The 18442-nt window shown below is 51.7% G+C and carries 17 protein-coding genes and 1 pseudogene; 10 read left to right on the top strand and 8 right to left on the bottom strand.

What is annotated here, in order from left to right:
* Positions 1–145 precede the first annotated feature (145 nt).
* From NYE69_RS16805 to NYE69_RS16835, 7 genes are all read left to right on the top strand, one after another.
* Positions 146–1540, top strand: coding sequence for an MFS transporter (locus tag NYE69_RS16805; RefSeq protein ID WP_036622136.1), 1395 nt, complete (start codon positions 146–148; stop codon positions 1538–1540).
* A 121-nt stretch (positions 1541–1661) separates the two neighbouring features.
* Complete coding sequence (locus NYE69_RS16810) at positions 1662–2678, top strand: LacI family DNA-binding transcriptional regulator (RefSeq protein ID WP_340927113.1); 1017 nt, start codon at positions 1662–1664, stop codon at positions 2676–2678.
* 195 nt (positions 2679–2873) lie between these two features.
* A complete protein-coding gene (locus NYE69_RS16815; RefSeq protein ID WP_082207742.1) occupies positions 2874–4349 on the top strand; it encodes a tagaturonate reductase in 1476 nt (491 codons plus the stop codon).
* A gap of 16 nt (positions 4350–4365) precedes the next feature.
* On the top strand, positions 4366–5856 hold the full coding sequence (locus NYE69_RS16820) for a UxaA family hydrolase (RefSeq protein WP_036622138.1): 1491 nt from the start codon (positions 4366–4368) through the stop codon (positions 5854–5856).
* Between the two features lie 78 nt (positions 5857–5934).
* Positions 5935–7182: an MFS transporter gene (locus tag NYE69_RS16825; RefSeq protein WP_124332700.1), complete on the top strand. Its 1248-nt coding sequence runs from the start codon at positions 5935–5937 to the stop codon at positions 7180–7182.
* Positions 7183–7335: 153 nt separating this feature from the next.
* A complete protein-coding gene (gene rpiA / locus NYE69_RS16830; protein ID WP_036622142.1) occupies positions 7336–8022 on the top strand; it encodes a ribose-5-phosphate isomerase RpiA in 687 nt (228 codons plus the stop codon).
* Positions 8007–8438: a GNAT family N-acetyltransferase gene (locus tag NYE69_RS16835; protein WP_036622143.1), complete on the top strand. Its 432-nt coding sequence runs from the start codon at positions 8007–8009 to the stop codon at positions 8436–8438. The genes rpiA and NYE69_RS16835 overlap by 16 nt, the downstream gene beginning before the upstream one ends.
* A 241-nt stretch (positions 8439–8679) precedes the next feature.
* Here NYE69_RS16835 and NYE69_RS16840 read toward each other — a convergent pair whose 3' ends face one another.
* Positions 8680–9357: a tetratricopeptide repeat protein gene (locus NYE69_RS16840; protein WP_340927114.1), complete on the bottom strand. Its 678-nt coding sequence runs from the start codon at positions 9355–9357 to the stop codon at positions 8680–8682.
* Between the two features lie 101 nt (positions 9358–9458).
* Positions 9459–10055, bottom strand: coding sequence for a hypothetical protein (locus tag NYE69_RS16845; RefSeq protein ID WP_196427517.1), 597 nt, complete (start codon positions 10053–10055; stop codon positions 9459–9461).
* Positions 10056–10231: 176 nt separating this feature from the next.
* Here NYE69_RS16845 and gpmA point away from each other — a divergent pair, with 176 nt between their 5' ends.
* Positions 10232–10981, top strand: coding sequence for a 2,3-diphosphoglycerate-dependent phosphoglycerate mutase (gpmA, locus tag NYE69_RS16850; RefSeq protein WP_155620357.1), 750 nt, complete (start codon positions 10232–10234; stop codon positions 10979–10981).
* A 528-nt stretch (positions 10982–11509) separates the two neighbouring features.
* Positions 11510–12403, top strand: coding sequence for a copper amine oxidase N-terminal domain-containing protein (locus NYE69_RS16855; protein ID WP_036622147.1), 894 nt, complete (start codon positions 11510–11512; stop codon positions 12401–12403).
* 117 nt (positions 12404–12520) lie between these two features.
* Here NYE69_RS16855 and NYE69_RS16860 read toward each other — a convergent pair whose 3' ends face one another.
* A complete protein-coding gene (locus tag NYE69_RS16860; RefSeq protein ID WP_340927120.1) occupies positions 12521–13000 on the bottom strand; it encodes a GNAT family N-acetyltransferase in 480 nt (159 codons plus the stop codon).
* An 83-nt stretch (positions 13001–13083) separates the two neighbouring features.
* Positions 13084–13266: pseudogene (locus NYE69_RS16865) on the bottom strand (DNA-binding protein); the annotation flags it as partial.
* Positions 13267–13511: 245 nt separating this feature from the next.
* Here NYE69_RS16865 and NYE69_RS16870 point away from each other — a divergent pair.
* Positions 13512–14309, top strand: coding sequence for an SDR family NAD(P)-dependent oxidoreductase (locus NYE69_RS16870; protein WP_340927121.1), 798 nt, complete (start codon positions 13512–13514; stop codon positions 14307–14309).
* Positions 14310–14949: 640 nt separating this feature from the next.
* Here NYE69_RS16870 and NYE69_RS16875 read toward each other — a convergent pair.
* The 4 genes from NYE69_RS16875 to NYE69_RS16890 all read right to left on the bottom strand — a co-directional run bounded on the left by NYE69_RS16875 (position 14950) and on the right by NYE69_RS16890 (position 18345).
* Positions 14950–15861: a DMT family transporter gene (locus NYE69_RS16875; protein ID WP_340927122.1), complete on the bottom strand. Its 912-nt coding sequence runs from the start codon at positions 15859–15861 to the stop codon at positions 14950–14952.
* A 45-nt stretch (positions 15862–15906) separates the two neighbouring features.
* A complete protein-coding gene (locus tag NYE69_RS16880) occupies positions 15907–16287 on the bottom strand; it encodes a RidA family protein (RefSeq protein WP_036618341.1) in 381 nt (126 codons plus the stop codon).
* Between the two features lie 120 nt (positions 16288–16407).
* Positions 16408–17406: an alpha/beta hydrolase gene (locus NYE69_RS16885; protein ID WP_340927123.1), complete on the bottom strand. Its 999-nt coding sequence runs from the start codon at positions 17404–17406 to the stop codon at positions 16408–16410.
* Positions 17407–17448: 42 nt separating this feature from the next.
* Positions 17449–18345 (bottom strand): MBL fold metallo-hydrolase, encoded by an 897-nt coding sequence (locus NYE69_RS16890; RefSeq protein WP_340927126.1) that lies wholly within the window; start codon positions 18343–18345, stop codon positions 17449–17451.
* Positions 18346–18442 lie beyond the last annotated feature (97 nt).

Below are 18442 nucleotides of genomic sequence, written 5' to 3' on the forward strand. Positions count from 1 at the left end.
GCTATCTTTTGCCCTAATGTGAATACCGCAAAAGAGGGCAAAAGGCTGCGAATAAGCCGCTTTAACCGGAAAATACCGCCCGCTGCAAATTTACAAGTGAATATTTTCACATTTATTTTCACACAAATAGAAAGAAGGATAGCATATGGGAGTGGCTGTTGCTGAACAAGCAGAAACCCTGAACAACACGGGGAGCCCTAATCGGGGTATTGGATTAAAAGAGAAGATTTCCTACGGTTTGGGCGACTTTGGAAACGGATTCATGTTTGACCTTGGACAATTGTATTTGTTGAAATACTTTACCGACGTCGCGGGGATTTCCTCGCAAGCGGCGGCGGGCATCTTTCTGGTGAGCAAATTATTTGCCGCTTTTGTCGATCCGATCGTCGGCTCTTCCATCGATTACCGCAAAAAAATCGGCCCCCGGGGCAAATTCAGACCGTTTTTGCTGTACGGTAGCTTCGTGCTCGCCGTGCTGACGGTTCTGACGTTTATTAGCCCGGGACTTTCTTCCGGCGGCAATTTGATTTACGCTTACGCCTCTTATATGATCTGGGGCATCGGCTATTCTTTCGTAAATATTCCTTACGGTTCTTTGGGGGCGGCCATTACGCAGGACACCAAAGAACGGGCGTCGCTGTCTTCCTTCCGGCAGGCCGGCTCGCTGGGCGCGTTGTTTGTGACGAGCGTTGTCGTCATGCCGCTGATCGTCCGCTTCCCGAACGAAAAAATCGGGTATCCGGTCGTGATGGGACTGATGTCCGTCATCGGAGTCATTGCCTTCTTCTTTTGCTACCGCGGAACCAAGGAGCGGATCGTAAAGCAGGCGGCTCCGCAGGAAAAACTGACCTTCATGACGATCGTCCGCACCTTCATCTCCAATAAACCGCTGCTGGTTTTGGTGCTGATGACGATTTTTACGATTTCCGCCTACAACTTGAAATCGGCGATGCTGGTGTATTTCGCGGAATATAACCTGGGCAATGTGGAACTCATGGCTTATATGAACTTCATCATCATCGGTTCTTCTTTTATCGGCGTGCTTTTCCTGCCTAAGCTGGTCGCTAAATTCGGCAAGAAGAAAACGGCTTTGATCGGGATGGCCGTCAGCGTTGCCGCCGATCTGCTGAACTTCTTTATGCCGTCCAATGTGGTGGTTTTTACGGTGCTCGCAAGCATAGCTTTTATCGGCATCAGCATTCCGAACGGCGTAACCTGGGCCTTCGTCTCCGACATTATCGATTACGGGGAATGGGTGTCCGGCGAACGCAAAGAGGGAACGACCTACTCGCTGTTTAACTTCTCGCGGAAGCTGGCGCAGTCGCTGTCCGGATTCCTTTCCGGGATCGGTCTCTGGCTGGTGGGGTATGTCCCCAATGTGGCCCAGAAGGCGGGCACTTTAGTCGGCATCAAGGGACTGCTGCTGCTCTATCCGGCGGTGGCTTTAACGCTGGCGGCGCTGGTCATCGGTTACATGTATAAACTGACGGACAAAAAACACGAGCAGATCGTACAGGAGCTGCAAGCGGCCGGCAAATAAGAAAAATGTGTGAATGTGTTCCCCAAGTCTTATGAGGCGTTTATCTGCTTGCCCGGATTATGCTATTGTTAAAAGAAAATACGGCAAGTACAGGATGCTTGATAAGAGAGGGCTCATTCGTATGACAGTAACGATTAAAGATCTCGCCAAGCTGGCGAACGTATCCCATACAACGGTATCCCGGGCTTTGAACAACAGCCCGTTCATCAAGGAAGAAACGAAACGTAAAATAATGGAACTCGCGGCGCAAATGAACTATACGCCAAACGTCAACGCCAAAAGCCTGGTGATGCAGAGGTCGTACACGATCGGCCTGTTTTTTACCAGTTTAAAAAGAGGGACCTCCTCGAGCTTTTTTGCCGACGCGATGAGCGGCGTCAATCAGGTGATCGATGTCGAATACAATTTGTTTACGCGCGGCATCGAAGATTACGCGGATTATGCCTCGATCCACCGCAAACGGTTTGACGGCATTATCGTGATGAGTCAAAGCGAGTCGGACAACGCGTTTATTTACCATGTGCTGCAGCAGGAGATTCCGCTCGTGGTCCTGAACCGCCAAGTGGCGGATTCGCGGATTATCAATATTTTGTCGGATGACAAGGAAGGGGCGTACGCGGCGGGAAAACATCTGATCGCCGCAGGCCATACGCGCATCGCCATGATCGAAGGAGTCGAGGGATTCAAGTCGACGCAGCAAAGAAGGGAAGGACTGCTGAATGCGCTGATCGACAGCGGCATTCCGATCGTCGGCGATTATTTTGTGCATGGGCGTTACGATATGGAAAGCGGGTTCCAGGCCATGCTGGATTTGCTTAAGCTCGAGCAGCCTCCCACCGCCGTGTTCTGCGCCAATGACGATATGGCGATCGGGGCGATGAAAGCCGCGTTTGAGCGGGGAAAAAGAGTGCCGGAGGACATCTCGGTGATCGGCTTTGACGATATTGAGTTTGCGCAGTTCACCACGCCGTCGCTGACCACCATTAAACGGCCGATCGAAGAGATCAGCGCCGAGGGCGCGCGTAAGCTGCTTCGGCTGATCGACGATCCGTCGGCCGCGGGAGAGAGGCTGTTCCTGAAGACGGAGCTGATGCGGCGGAATTCCACCGCTAAGCCGGCTGGGCTGGAGGCGATTTAACTTTAGGTTGGACCGGTTGCTTAGCTGTAACCGGTCGTCCAATCGCCGGTTTATTTTAACGTGTGCATAATTTGTGAACATATTGATGATTCGATTGATTTACTTTAATAGTTTGTTAATATGTTAACGTGTTCAATTATGAATCAATATATATTCGAATGATCTTATAGTCTGATGCGATGGAGGAGTTTTAAGATGAATCGATTAACGCAAGCTATGGCGCCGGGGCGCGCTGTTCGTCCGGCGAAAGTGCTGCAGTTTGGGGAAGGCAACTTTTTGCGGGCTTTTGTCGATTGGCAGATCGATATCATGAACAAGAAAACCGGTTTTAACGGAAACGTAGTAATCGTCCAACCTCTGCCGGCCGGGCTGGCCGAGGCGCTGAACGAGCAGGACGGACTTTATACCGTTTATCTGGAAGGGATGAAGGAGGGACGCCCTGTCCGGGAGCATTCATTGATCGAGTCGGTGGCCCGGGGCATCAATCCCTACAGCGAATACGAGGCTTATGCCAAACTGGCGGAAAATCCCGATCTGCGCTTTATTATCTCCAATACGACGGAGGCGGGGATCGCTTTTGCCCCGGCGGACCGGCTGGAGGATCAGCCGCAATCCAGCTATCCCGGCAAATTGACCGCGTTGTTGCACCGCCGTTACCAATACTTTGGCGGCGACCGGTCCAAAGGCTTCATTATCATTCCTTGCGAACTTATCGACCGCAACGGCGATGAGCTGAAAGCGATCGTGCTGAAGTATGCCGAACTTTGGAACCTGGGCGCCGATTTTGTAAACTGGCTGCATGAAGCCAACACGTTTTGCTGCAGCCTGGTCGACCGGATTGTGCCGGGGTATCCGAAGGAACGGATCGGGGAAATTACGGAAGAGCTGGGGTATGAGGACCGGTTTGTCGTTGTGGGGGAGCAGTTCCATCTGTGGGTGATCGAGGGGCCGCAATGGATCAAGGAGGAATTTCCGGCGGAGCTTGCGGGACTGCAAGTGCTGGTGGTGGACGATATGACTCCGTACCGGACCCGCAAAGTGAGAATACTGAACGGGGCGCATACCGCCTTAACCCCGGTGGCTTACCTTTACGGGCTAGACACGGTGGGCGAAAGCGTCGATCACCCGGTCGTCGGAAAATTCGTAGAGTCGCTGATTTATGACGAAATCATTCCCACCCTGGAGCTGCCGAAGGAGGAACTGCAGTCGTTCGCGGCGGCGGTGCTTGAACGGTTCCGCAATCCTTTTGTCCGCCATTACTTAATGAGCATTGCGCTGAATTCCGTGTCCAAATTCAAAACCCGGGACCTGCCGACATTGCTAACCTATTCCAAAGAGCAGGGGAAATTGCCAAGGAAGCTTACGTTTGCGTTCGCCGCGCTGCTGGCGTTCTACAAAGGAAAACGCGGCGGGGAGCCGATCGAGCTTGCGGACGACCGGGATGTGCTGGATCAATTTGCCGCATTGTGGCGGGTTTGCGACGGTTCCCGTGAAGCCGTCCGGCGTCTTGTGGCCGAGGTTCTTGCCTCGAAGGAACGCTGGGGCATGGATTTGAACGAGGTGAACGGGCTGGCCGGCCAATTGGCGGAAGATTTATATCATATCGAATCGGCAGGTATGGTACGGGCGCTGGAAGATTTGCTTGGGGCATCCGCCGGTGCCGAGCAATGACCGGGAGGGGCTGCGAATGAAAGAGTATATCCGGATTCACGAACGAGACAATGTGGCCGTTGCGCTTCGGGATTACACCCCCGGCGAAACGCTCAGCGTCGACGGGCGCGACATCGAATTGACGGAAGCGATCGGACGGGGGCATAAGGTTGCGCTCACCCCGATTTTTAACGGCGAAAATGTGATCAAATACGGCTATCCGATCGGCCATGCCACACGGGACATCGCCCCCGGCAGCCACGTGCATACGCATAATACGAAAACGAACTTGACGGGCGTGGAGGATTACAGATACACTCCAAAAATCGCGCCCAATCCGTATTCCTTCGAGAATCGAAGCTTTGAGGGGTACAAACGAAAGGACGGCAGCGTAGGCATCCGCAATGAGCTGTGGATCGTGCCGACCGTGGGGTGCGTGAACGGGGTGGCCGACCTGATATTGTCCGCTTTTATCCAGGAAGTCGGCTCGACCCTGCCGTTTGAGAACGCGCTTGTTCTGAAGCACAATTACGGCTGCTCTCAACTTGGCGACGACCATGTCCATACCCGGACGATGCTGGCCGACGCCGTAAAACATCCGAATGCCGGGGGCGTGCTGGTCCTGGGATTAGGCTGCGAAAACAACACGATGAGCGAATTTAAAGAGGCTTTGGGCGATTACGACGCTTCCCGGGTAAAATTTCTTGTCTCGCAAGAAGTGTCCGACGAGGTTGGCGAAGGAGTACGGCTGCTTAAAGAGATTTATGAGGCCGCGCGCGAAGACCGCCGGGAGACCGTTCCGCTGTCCGCGCTTAACATCGGGCTGAAATGCGGGGGTTCCGATGGGCTGTCGGGGATTACGGCCAATCCGCTGCTGGGGCGCCTTTCGGATTATATGGCGGCCCAGGGCGGGACGACGGTGCTGACGGAGGTGCCGGAAATGTTCGGGGCCGAAACGATTTTGATGGAACGCGCCAAGGATGAAGAGGTATTCGGCAAAATCGTGGAACTGATTAATGACTTCAAGCAATATTTTCTCGATTACAAGCAGCCGGTTTACGAAAATCCTTCGCCGGGCAACAAAGCGGGAGGCATTACGACGCTGGAGGATAAATCGCTGGGCTGTACGCAGAAGTCGGGAATTTCTCCGGTCAATGACGTTCTTCGGTACGGCGAACGCCTGAAAACGAAAGGCCTCAATTTACTAAGCGCGCCCGGCAACGACTTGGTTGCGGCTTCGGCGCTGGCGGCTGCGGGATGCCAGCTGGTTCTGTTCACGACCGGCCGCGGCACCCCGTTCGGCACATTTGTGCCGACGGTAAAAGTATCGACCAATTCGGCATTGTATCGCGAAAAACCGCATTGGATCGATTACAATGCCGGCGTTCTGGTTGAGGAAGGGGATCCGGATCGGGTGCTGGACGAATTTCTCGGCTTCATTATCGATATCGCCAGCGGCAGGTTGGTTAATAACGAGAAAAACGGATTTCGGGAGATTGCCATTTTCAAAAACGGAGTAACCCTTTAGCAGGTATAATTTCGCCGTAAATTAATACACTAACCGGGTCGGTTATATACGTTATACGGAAGGACGGCGGATGACCTTATGGTTAGCAAAAAAGGCGATTTGATTGCGTTGGCTTCGATACCGCTCATCATGACGCTGGGAAATTCCATGCTGATCCCGATTTTACCGGAAATTGCCCGTGCGCTCCGCGTCACTTCGTTTCAGGTCAGCATGCTGATTACGGTGTATGCGGTTGTCGCGATTTTGTTGATCCCCGTGGCCGGTTATCTGTCGGATAAATTCGGCCGCAAAGCGATCATCATTCCCAGCCTGATCCTTGCCGGGATCGGCGGCGCCGTGTCGGGCGTTGCCGATTGGTTTGCCGATGGCATCGCCGTGTATTGGCTGATTTTGGCCGGGCGTTTTTTGCAGGGAATCGGAGCCGCGGGGGCCTTTCCGATCGTGCTGCCGCTCGTCGGCGACCTGTTCGAAGACGAGGAGGAGGTTAGCCATAACCTCGGCGTCATCGAAACGTCAAATACGTTCGGCAAGGTACTCAGCCCGATTCTTGGCGCGCTTTTGGGCGCTTGGATGTGGTACGTGCCGCTGCTGGCGATACCGGTGCTTTGCCTGATTTCGCTGCTGCTCGTCCTGTTTTTGGTCAAGGAACCGAAGGAAAGGGACAACGCGAAGCCGCTGCCCGAGTTTTTGCGCGCGGTCAAGGAAGTACTCAAGCTGAAGGGGCGGTGGCTGTTTGCCATTTTCGCCATCGGCGGTATCTGCATGTTTTTGCTGTTCGGCGTCCTTTTTTACTTGTCGGAGCAGTTGGAAGTCAAGCACGGGTTGAACGGCGTAATCAAAGGTCTGGTGCTGGCCGTTCCGCTGGCCGCTTTATGCCTCGCCTCGTATTTGACCGGGAAAAAGATCGGGAAAAACAAAATCCTCATGAAGTGGCTGGGAGTGGCGGGGCTGGTGCTCGCTACAGGGGCCCTCTTCGGCATCGGATTTTTCAATAACATTTATTTCGTCATCGCTTGTCTGATCGTTTGCGGCACGGGGATCGGCATGGTGCTCCCCAGCCAGGACGCGCTGATTACCGAAGGCATAGACAAAGAAATGCGCGGCACAATCACTTCCCTCTACAGCAGCATGCGTTTTATCGGGGTGTCGGCCGGGCCGCCGGTGATGTCGCTGCTGATGAAGCGGGGGCATATGACGATGTTTTTTGCCATCGCGGGGGTGGCTTTGGCGGGGATGCTGCTGCTTCTGCTGATGGTTAAACCCCATTCGGGGCGCGGCGGAGTCTCCCGGTCCACGAAAGCGCCGCGGCCGCTGCATCAAGGTTAAACTCCATATGGTTCGCGCCTGGACAGCGGAGCGGAAATCGCCTCCGCTGTTCTATTGTGCGGGCTTTTTTGGTATGATTAAAAGCGAGTGTCATGAATGAATGGACAGGTATTACATAGGCGTTAGGGCCATTATTTTTTGGAGGGGAATCATATGAATGCAAAACAGGCGGCGGGGTACCGCGCGGCGGAGTGGGTTAAGGACGGGATGAAGGTAGGGCTTGGAACCGGCTCCACGGCCTACTACGCGATTGAGAAAATCGGCCAAATGGTCGCCGAGGGACTGCGCATCCGCGCTATCGCCACTTCCAACGCTTCGGAGGAGCTCGCCGTAAAATATAATATTCCGCTGCTTCAGGCCGGCGAAGTCGATCGTCTGGACATCGCCATCGACGGGGCGGACGAGGTTGACCCGGGGCTCTCGCTGATCAAAGGCGGCGGCGGCGCGCTGCTGCGCGAAAAGCTGGTCGCCATGAATAGCGAACGGTTTATCGTGATTGCCGACAGCGGGAAAATCGTGCCGCATCTGGGGCAATTCAAGCTGCCGATTGAAATTGTGCCGTTTTGCTATGAATGGACGCTGAAGCAACTCGAAAGACGCTACAGCGTTCCGTTTGAGACGCGGATGCGGGGAGCGGAGCGGTATGTCACCGACAACGGAAACTATATCGTAGACGCCGCGTTCGGCAAAATCGCAAACCCGGCCGTGCTGGCCGAGGAATTAAAAGCGATAACCGGCGTCGTGGATCACGGTTTATTCGTCGGAATTGCCGATACGGTTGTCGTCGGCTACGATGACGGGCATACGGAAATCAAGGAGGCCGCATGTTCAAACCAATAAATTCGCGGGTGGACGAGCCGCAAATCCGCGAGCTGCTGGAATACGCCGTCGTTTTGGAGCCCGATGCGCTGGAGGAGGCGCTAGCGCTGTACCGCTCCGGCGCCGGCCAATTGTACGGTTATGAGGACGAAGGCGAAGTCGTTGGGCTGATCGGTTTTCGGGTCAATGACTCGCGCGTGCTGGAAATCATTCATCTCGTCGTGCGGCCCGAGAACCGGATGCAGGGGTATGGCCGGGGATTGGTGCTGCTGGCTTTGTCTCATGCCAATCCGGAAAGCATCGCCTCGGTCACGGACGAAGAGGGGGCCCAGTTTTTCCGCAGCATCGGCTTTCAAATTACCGGACTTGGCGGCGGCCCTTACGGCGAAGAGCGTTTCCGCTGCGTGTACAATGTGGACGAGGAGAATGAGGATTAATTCTCGGAGAGCAGTTATTTACGGTCTGTGTGGATCAACTGCAAAAGTGCATTCCATTTGAAGGAATTCACCTGCTTTGGGACGATTGAAATGGAAAAATGCATCTGTTTTGGCGCAGGAAGTGCCGCTATTTTGCGTAGGAGGGGGAAAAGCTCAAAAATAACGCCACAAATGACCGCTATTTCGAATATCAAAAAACCGCCGGAGCAGATTCCTCCGGCGGTTTTTCTAATCCGGCCGTTTAGTTCAGAGTGCTTCGTTTAATTAGGCTGCGCAGCGCCCACTTGCGTTCCTGCCGTTTTTTGTATTTCGGCAAGCTGCGGTAAACGGCGATGGATTCATTGAGCGCCCGTCTTGCTTCCTCCTTGCGTCCGAGCGACTGATAAAGGCTGGCGAGCAAATAGTAGGCTTCGCTGGAGGAGGACTGGATTTCCCCGAATTTGGCCGCGTACTCCAGCGCTTTTTGCGGGTCCTTGTCGCGAAAGGCGGAGGCGAGCTGAAGATAGGGCTGTCCGTATTTGACGCGATCATTTAGAGAAAGCGCGCGAAGCATTTGTTCTTCGCCTTCCTCAAGTTGCCCCAGCCCCAATGAAGCCGTACCCAGATCGCTCCAAAACTCGGCTGAGGTTTCCGAGGACGACTTGACATCCTCAAGCAGCCCGAAGGCTTCGCGATATCGTTTTCGTTCCAGCAGCAGACGGGCAAGCTCGCGTTTGGAAGAAACGTCAAAAGGGCTTAGCGCAAGCTGCTGCCGCAAACGGGAGATGCTGCGTAAACGTTTGAATGGCTTTGTTACGCTGGGGAAAATGCCGATAAACCGCCGGTCCAGGAAATAGAAAATGAGGAGCAAAATCACGATGGCGACAATCGGACTTCCGGTCAACCAGGTTAAGGCAAAAAACAGAATAAACTTGCTCATAAGCGTCCTCCAACAAATGAATTAATTCCCATTATAACATAGGGCGGGAGAGCGCGAAAAAGAACAAGCCGTCCGCACCGGACGGCTTGTTCTTTTTGAAATTACTGAAATCCGCGCATATGGCCGCCGGAAGCCGTCGAGGCGGAGCCGGAGCCGGATGCTCCGGACGCAGCGCTGCCAATGCCGCTGCCGGAAGCAGAGGAGATTCCGCTGCCGATGCCGGACGCCCCAGACATGCTGCCAATGCCGCTGCCGATCCCGGAAGCAGAGGAAATGCCGCTGCTGAAGCCTGAAGAACCGGAAATCGAATGGCTGATGCCGGAAGCGCCGAAGCTTCCTACGCTTCCCGGATTGTAGCCGGATGCTCCGATATGCTGAACGCCGTACGAGCTTTGCCCGATTCCGGCTTGGCCGAAGTTTGCGCCAGCGTTCATCGAGTGAATGCTGTTTTCCAACTGGCTGCAGATTTGGGCTACGCGCTGATAGGACTGCACCGCCGTTTGATGGCCCTGAAGCGCGTTTTGGATCGATTGCGACGCTCTGCGCTCGCGCTGCGCCAGCTCTTCAAGCTGCATCGCATTATGCTGCTCCTGCTGCAGCATTTGCTGATACATCATCGTAGCTTGGCGCGTTTGCTGCTCCAATTGGCGCATCGTTTGCTCGATTTCGCGAAGCTGTTGACTTACATTACTGTACATAAAATGAGAATCCTCCTCTAAAAGATATAGGTTGGTGATTGAACCAAAGTTAGGTTGCCCTGGTCGTGCAGCGATATGCATACCGAGGCCGAATGGACGCAGTCCGCAAAAATTTGCAACTGTGCGGAAAGGAGAGTATGTTTGAAGCAGAGAAAGGAAAAAGGAGGGGAAAGTACATGCATCAACTAGTGCTTGTTAGACACGGTGAAAGCGAATGGAATAAATCCAATTTGTTTACCGGCTGGACCGATGTCGATCTATCTGAAAAAGGCGTTATGGAAGCGAAGGAAGCAGGGCAGCTGCTGAAACGGGAGAAATTCGAATTTGACATTGGGTTTACCTCTTATTTGAAACGTGCCATAAAAACATTGGACTATATCCTCGATGAAATGAACCTGCTCTGGATTCCGATCCACAAAACTTGGCACCTCAACGAGCGGCATTACGGCGCCCTTCAGGGCTTAAGCAAAGAGACGACCGCCCGCCAATATGGCGAGGAACAGGTGATGAAATGGCGGCGCAGCTATGATGTTCTCCCTCCGGCTCTCACCGCCGAAGATGAGCGAAATCCGCGCAATGACCCCAAATACCGCGACGTTCCAGAGCGATTCCTCCCGTTAACCGAAAGTTTGAAGGAGACGGGCATTCGGGTCGAGGACTACTGGGAAAAGGAAATCGTACCCCAAATTAAATCCGGTAAAAAAGTCATCATTGCGGCCCACGGCAACAGCTTGCGAGCGCTCATCAAATATTTGGAGAATATCAGCAACGAAGCGATCGTCGATGTCAATATTCCAACCGGAACACCGCTTGTTTATTCCCTTGACGAGCATTTAAAACCCGTCGAAAAACATTATCTCGGAAGCGAAGGCCGTACTTCGACCAAAATAGAAAAAGCGGCCAATCCCGACCGGATTCTTGAATAACAGCCTTGCCTTATCGTACTTAAAGGGTCCCGCCTTTAAGTACGATTTTTTTTATGGACCGATCACGAGAAGGGTGTAAAAATAGACTAGGCTGCCATTTTGCGCACGATCGGCTTTGAATAGGACATTTTCATTGATTTATTAGTCCAAATTCAATATTCGGCGATTTACATAAAATAAATTAGCTCTTGTTCGAAGGGAGGAGCACCCTATGAGACGTCATCATAAAAAGGTTATTGTTGTGATTCTCAAACCCGGGCAAACGGCAGTAGTTAAATGCGAAAAGCACAAAAAGCATCACTACTAGGAGTACCTTACTGTGGTGGGCCTTATAGTTGTTAGATAAGGTTCACCACTTCCAAAGGGCTGTTTGGTTGAAGTCAATACATAATTGAAAGCCGCTCGTACCTTGAGCGGTTTGTTTGTTTTGCCGGATAAAGCGCGGCTAACTGAAATGGGAGTTTATATGAATTGTAGGAAAATAGCGATTGGATTATAATTGAGGGAATATGAATTGGAGATGACTATATGATTTTAAGAAAAAGAATGATTTTACTCTTGATGTCTATTACGATGGGGTTTGGTTTCGCCGTATCTTTAGCTTCCGCCGCTAAGGTCAATGTAACCGTTCAGGTTGACGGGAAGACGGTCTCTTTTCCGGATGCCCAGCCATACTATGAAGATAACCGGGTGATGATCCCTTTACGGTTTGTCAGCGAGGCGCTTGGAGCGGAGGTAGGGTTTAAGAAAACCGTGTCCGGATCTATCATGAATCAGACGGTCATTACCTCTTTAGGGGACAAAAAGATGAGCATGAATATTAACAGCACGCAAGTTGTAGTCGGAGAAACCGTCGTAACATTGGATGTTCCCGCCCGGCTGCAGCATGAGCGCACTTACGTGCCGCTTCGGTTTGTTAGCGAAGCGCTCGGGGCAAAAGTCGATTGGGATCAAAGCAAGAAGCTTGTTAGCGTCAGTACCGGGAAAGAAGTGACCGATCCGGACCCTGTACCGGAAGGGAACAACAAATATAATGATGATTTTGCATGGGATGAAGGTTCTACAAAATTAGCTAAAACGCTGTTTACAGATAATATGAAAGTAACCAACGGCAAGCTGACTTTTACTTTGCCGAAGGAAGCGGCCGCCGTCTATTCAACGCCCAAAGGAGCTAAGACAAATTTGATCCCTGGAAAAACCTATACGTATCCGATTGGAGAGGGCCAAGGCTCCATATCCATATCTCAAGTTTACCCGGGCAGCGACAAGCAGGAGGCTTACGTTGTATTTCTCAATAGTAAAGACGACGAGGATCTGGGAAAGCTGTTCGGACGATACGATGACGCCATCGTTATTGTCGGCGGCAATAATTCCGGCGCCCCGCTTTCCGAAGTTCAAAAGTCGGCGCAGGAACTGAAATAAATAATTGCCCGTTCCGGTCAATTTTGAAATTTTGCGGCAACAAAAAGCGGAAAACTAAGATGTGAAATATGTCTTGGTTTTCCGCTACATGATTAAACTAATATTTTCTTTAGTTCATTAACTGCTTGTTAGTTTCAACTCCATAAACACATCTGCTCTTACATATGGCATTGGCCCGATTTGCTCGATTGGAACATGTTTGAACCCCACCGATTCATAAAGATGAACGGCGTTTGGCAGCTTGGTGCTACTGCCCAAAAAGAGAGATTCTGCGCCAAGATCTCGTGCACGGTTAATAGCGGCCTGGACTATCTTCCGTCCGTATCCGTGTCCTCTCGACTCGGGTTTCACGCTCATCTTCGAGAGCTCGAACACCCCAGCTCCGCTCGGCACAAGTGCAACGCAACCTACGATCGAATCTCCTGCACGCGCAATAAGTACATCCCCACCTATGTTTACGATGTTCTCTACCGGATTATCTAGGATAACTTGGTCCGCATCTTCGATGGCGAAGACGCGGGTGATCCATTCTTCGTGGAGGGGCCAAAGACAATTGAGGGTGGAGATTACGCCGGTAGGACCCGAGATGCGAAACATTGTTGTTTAATCAACGAAATCCACGTTTTTAACGATTGCATAGATATCCTCTAGGATAATACAGTACAGACAGTTATTTAATATTTCTCCAGCCAGGCATAGTAAGTCACGCTTATATTGGCAAGATAAGAGACTTCTTCTCTTCGAAGTCCCGGAGTGCGTCTTCGTCCGGGTAGCAGCTGGATCCCTGCCTCTGAAGGCTGCAAGCGTTCTCTGCGCGATTTTATGAACTCACCCAATGCGGATGAGAAACGATTGGTTATCAAGCAGCTCACCTCTAATTACTTATGGAAGAATACGTATCGCAATTAACCAAATGGACTCAAAGCACTTCGTATACGATCATTATAATCTCTGTTAAGGTTTCGTTGCCACAAAAGAGAACCATAACGAGTACCGATGCTGTTACTCCCGTTAATAGTATAGATATGCTGTGGCTAACCCCTCCTACCGATAGTACGATTAAGATAATTTACATCAGTGCAGTGCTATCGATAGGAGGCTTTGTATCTTGAATAAGTATGTATATATAAACAAGCTGGCTGTAGTTACCGGTGCTTCATCAGGAATCGGGAAAGCGTATGCCAAAGAACTGGCGGCACGAGGCTGTCATGTCGTTCTGGCAGCGCGCTCCAAGGACAAACTGGATGCAATGGCAAGGGAAATCAACCGCCAGTACGGCGTACAGGCTTATGCGCTCACTTGCGATTTGTCCAAAGCGAATGCCCCGCGTCAACTGGCCGAACAAATATCCGAACTGGGCTTGTCGGTCGATATTCTCATCAACAACGCAGGCGTTGGCACTTATGGCCGTTTCGAGGAAATAGACCCGGAGCGCGAGCAGGAAGAGATTCTGTTGAATACGGCTGCGTTAGTCGATCTTACGCATCGGCTGCTGCCCGATATGCTGAGGAGAAAGGATGGAGTCATCGTTAACGTGGCTTCGATGGCTGCGTTCATGCCTTGTGCATATTCTGCAGTTTATGGGGGTACCAAAGCATTTGTATTGTCCTTCTCTGAGGCGCTATGGGCGGAGACGCGAGGGCGTGGTGTTCGCGTGCTCGCACTGTGCCCGGGTGCAACAGAGACGGGATTTTTCGATGCGGTCGGCAGCGAGGAGATGGGAGCAGGTCAGAAGCTCTCGACCCCGGAAAAGGTTGTACAGGCCGGATTCCGCGGAATTGACCAGGGGCGCAGCTATATCATCGATGGCCGTAGCAATTACTTTATGGCTCTAATGATCCGACTTTTCAGCAGGCGCAGGGTGGCTTTGATCATGGAACGTATGTCAAAACCAAAAAGGCACTGATAGCGGGATCCGGTTCTTGACTTAGAGTCTCGATGCACTTGAAGAACACCAATAGTAAATCATATAGACATCATTTAACAATAAAACTCTTCATGGAGACTGGTCTTACCAAGAAGAGTTTTTCGCCGATAGTCCCGTTAAGCTGAACCGTATCATAAATAAGGGCAAGTTTATCGGAGATAAAATCCCCCTCCGTTATTTGGTGGAAAGGGCCGGACTGGTTCACAGACCCCTACTTCCTGAGCCCGGGCAGTAAAAGCCTGCTCACCCTCTTCGGTGCAGAACATATACTTGGCGGAATCTCCGGGTACAACGTCGCGGAGACGACGGACGAGAACCCCGAACGAGATGCTTTGCTCCAGCAGCTCACGTGGTCTTACCTTCGCAATGCGCTCAATCTCGACGATTCAAGCTGGTTGGCAGCCCGGAAAGATGTGGAGGAGGGTGCCAATCCATTAGGTCGCATCGAATCTAAGTAAGAACCTAAAAGGCGTGATCAAGCGAATCAAAGAAAGGGCCATCCCGCAAAAGGATGGCCCTAAACCTAAAGCCAAAGGGAGCCATGATATAAAGCGCTCCCTTTGGCTTGTCGTAAGACCTCCATCTTTTTCTTGTGAGCCTCGATTACAGCGCAGGCTTTTTACCTCTTGGCAGAGGATATTTTCAGTGTAGCGCCTTCTGTTTTCCTTGTTCTCTGTCCCTGCATAGTGGCTAGAACTACGCCGGAAATAATGAGAACAGATCCTGCCACTTGCGTTAAGGAAATCGGGGTGCCGAGCGTGATATAACCTAAAATCATGGCGACAAACGGTTGTAAATTCAGAAACAGGGAGGCTTTAGCCGCCCCTACCTTGCGAATCTGCGCATTCCAGATTACGGCGCATAAGCCCTGAATAAGCAGCGCCGAGCCGACCAAGAGAACCCACCACCAAAAGTGAGGCTGTAATTGTACGTTAGGCTCGCTCCAGACCGCCACCGGGTATACCGAGATGCAGCCGAGTACGGTGGTATACACCGTTGCGACAAACGCATCCATACGTTCCGTCAGCTTTTTCATGAGGATCATAGATCCCGACAATGCCAACATACAGATAAACATGATCCAGACGCCTTCGGTAATGGCTGTGCTCATCCTTCCGCCAGTTCCAACCACGAAGAAGACACCGGTGAGGGCGACAACCGAGCCTGCAACCATGCGTTTCGATAACGGCTCTTTCAAAAATAAGCGGGCAAATAGCGCCGTAAAAATTGGAGCTAACGATAAGATGAGCGAAGCTGTGGTTGCGTCCGTTGTCCGGAGACCTGTAAAGAAAGAAACTTGGTGAAGCAGCATCCCGATTAGAACGAAGGGGACCAAATAAACGAAGTCGCGGAACGTAATCTTCGCCAAGCCACGAGTTGCAACCAAATAAATAAGCAGGAACGCCGATGAAACCAGAAGCCGGTATGCCGACAGATGCAAGGCGGGGAATGCTTCCAGCAGCAGCGAGCCTAAGACGAAGTTGCTCCCGTAAAGGGCTGCGCAAAACAAGAGAAGCAAATAAGTTCGCAAGCAGATGCGCCTTCTTTCACAGAAATAAAGGATAATGGAGCGGATTTAATTGCGTTTGACTGCGATAAGCTCTATTTCAATCTTGGCGTCTCTTGGAAGTTTAGACACTTCTACGGTTGTTCTGGCAGGGTGATGATCGCTGAAATATTGGCTGTACACTTCATTCATCTGCTGAAAATGCTCTAAATCCGTCATGAAAACGGATGTTTTTACAACGTCTGCTAAAGATAATCCAGCTTCAGCTAAGACGGCTTGCAGGTTCTTTACTATTTGATGGGTTTGGTCAACGATGCCTTCTTTCAGATTTCCTTCGGCATCAATCGGAAGCATGCCCGACGTATAGACGGCATTTCCTAAAGCGATGGCCTGCGAATAAGGGCCGATAGCTGCGGGTGCTTGTGTTGTTGTAATAGCGATATGGCTCATCGTATTTAATTCCTCTCCGTCTCTTTGATAAATGGGTGAAGAAAAAGGCCCGAGGCGACAGCCCGGGCCTCTCATTAGGCAAGCAATATAATCTTAGAGTCCGCCTGTGCAGCGGCAGCTTTACTTCGCTGGCGCGTATGCTTCATCCAAGAAACCGCGAATGGCTTGAAAAGCCTGAAGTCTGTTTTTCTCCAGCAATACCATGTGCGTCCCTTCACCGATTTCCACCCAGCGGCGGTAGGCGGCTCCTGTCAGGGAAGTGAAGAAATTCTGCGCCAATTCAAGAGGGACATCGATATCCCACTCGGCATGGACAAGAAGGACGGGAACCGTGATATCCTTAGGATCATAGAAAGCTTTGCCAACCGTCCAGTATTCGCGGATATCCAGGATAGGGCCGTTGGTCGCCCGGATATGCTCGGGATGATCGGTTAAGCTCCCCGGATCCGAAGCAAGAGTGGCTTCGACCCATTGTTCAAACCAGCCGTCCGGAATCAGATCACCGCGTTTATGCTCTGGCGCCGCGCTAAGCCAGCGTTCCTTCGTGTTGCCGGCAGCAACAAGGCGATACGAACCGAGCGGGCCTCCGGTATCGATCGGAACCGGTTTGGAGCTTAGCCATTGCGGTGCAACAAGCGTAAGCTTGTTTACTTTCTCGTTGTTTTGGCTGGTATAAGCTCCCGCAACGGTTCCCCCCCAAGACATTCCCAGTATGTTGACCTTCGTCAAATTCCGGCGTTTCAGAACGTAGTCCACGGCTGTACCAAAATCCCGGACACCTGTCTCCGTGCGGACAAGCGGCGGATTAAGGTCGGCAGGCCGTTCCATCTCAGGCGGTCTTGTCGAGCCGCCGTAGCCGCGAACGTCCACGGCGTATACGTCATAGCCATGGCTGGCAAGGTAGTCCAGAAAAGTGAAGCCGTCCAGCTCCACATCGTACAGACTGCCAATTGAATAAGTAGCGCCATGAACCATTACGATTGTTTTTTCGTTAGAGAAGGTATTCATGGAAGCGGGACGTTTATTTCGTACATAAAGCTCGATTCCCGGCGTATCGCTCGGGATATGCAGGTCTTCGGTCACAATAGGGTTATTTTTAAGAAAATCATGGGTTGTCATAAGCTCAGCGCCTTCCGTATTGGATTTTGTTATCAGGCTGTATTAAATAAAGTTCCACTCATACTTGCCCCCGCTGCGAGTCACGTACCCCGCCGCACTTCCGGGGAAATGCGTACTGAAATAAATGACCGGGCGATCCGCGATGAGCTCCAGCACCCGGAGCCGTGAAACACGCGCTTGATCGGAAAATTCGCAGTACATTGAATTCCATTCCGGATTATAGACCTGAAACGGATGATGCATCACATCGGCGCCGAATAAGGCTTCTTCTTCGCCGGATTTAAGACGGATAGACATTTGGCCGATGCTGTGGCCGGGTGTCGGAATGAATGTGAATAGATCAAGGAATTCCCCGCCCTCAGGGCCAATGGTCTGCGTTAAGCCAGCTTCAACAACAGGCAATACGCTTTCTTCGTAAACGTTAAAGTTTGCTTCGTTTGCCTCGTTGTGGCTGGCCTCGCTGGAGTAATATTGCTGCTCTGCGAGGGGAAATACGTATTTGGCATTGGGGAAGGTCGGTACCCATTTTCCATCCACAAGCTTTGTATTCCAGCCAACATGGTCCACATGCAGATGCGTCAGCAGAACGTAGTCCACTTCCTCCGGTGTAACCCCAGCCTCCTTCAGCCGCTCGAGATAGGGGAGCTGGAGATTGGCGAGATCGGGATTTAAAGGCAAGTTTTTATCGTTTCCTGTAGCCGTATCGATAAGGATCGTATGCTTCGGGGTTTTCACCACCCACGTTCCAATGCTGACGATAAGCTGAGAATTGCCATCGATCAGGCCAGCTGGAAGAGAGTTCCGATTCTCCTCCAGGAACAGGGGGTTCCACGATCCCGGAAAATATACTTCTGGCGGAATACCGTCAAGCATCATCTCCGTGACACGCGTCACGGTAACATCATCGACTCGATAGACCTTGGGAATTTTAGCGGTCATTCTTTTAACTCCTTTCGTCCTTCGGGCATATCTCTTTGAAGCGAATAACAAGGAAGCCGTTGCATCAATGTGATTCGTTTCTTATTATCCATGAGAA

This window comes from Paenibacillus sp. FSL R5-0527 (assembly GCF_038008055.1).
Lineage (GTDB): Bacteria > Bacillota > Bacilli > Paenibacillales > Paenibacillaceae > Fontibacillus > Fontibacillus macerans.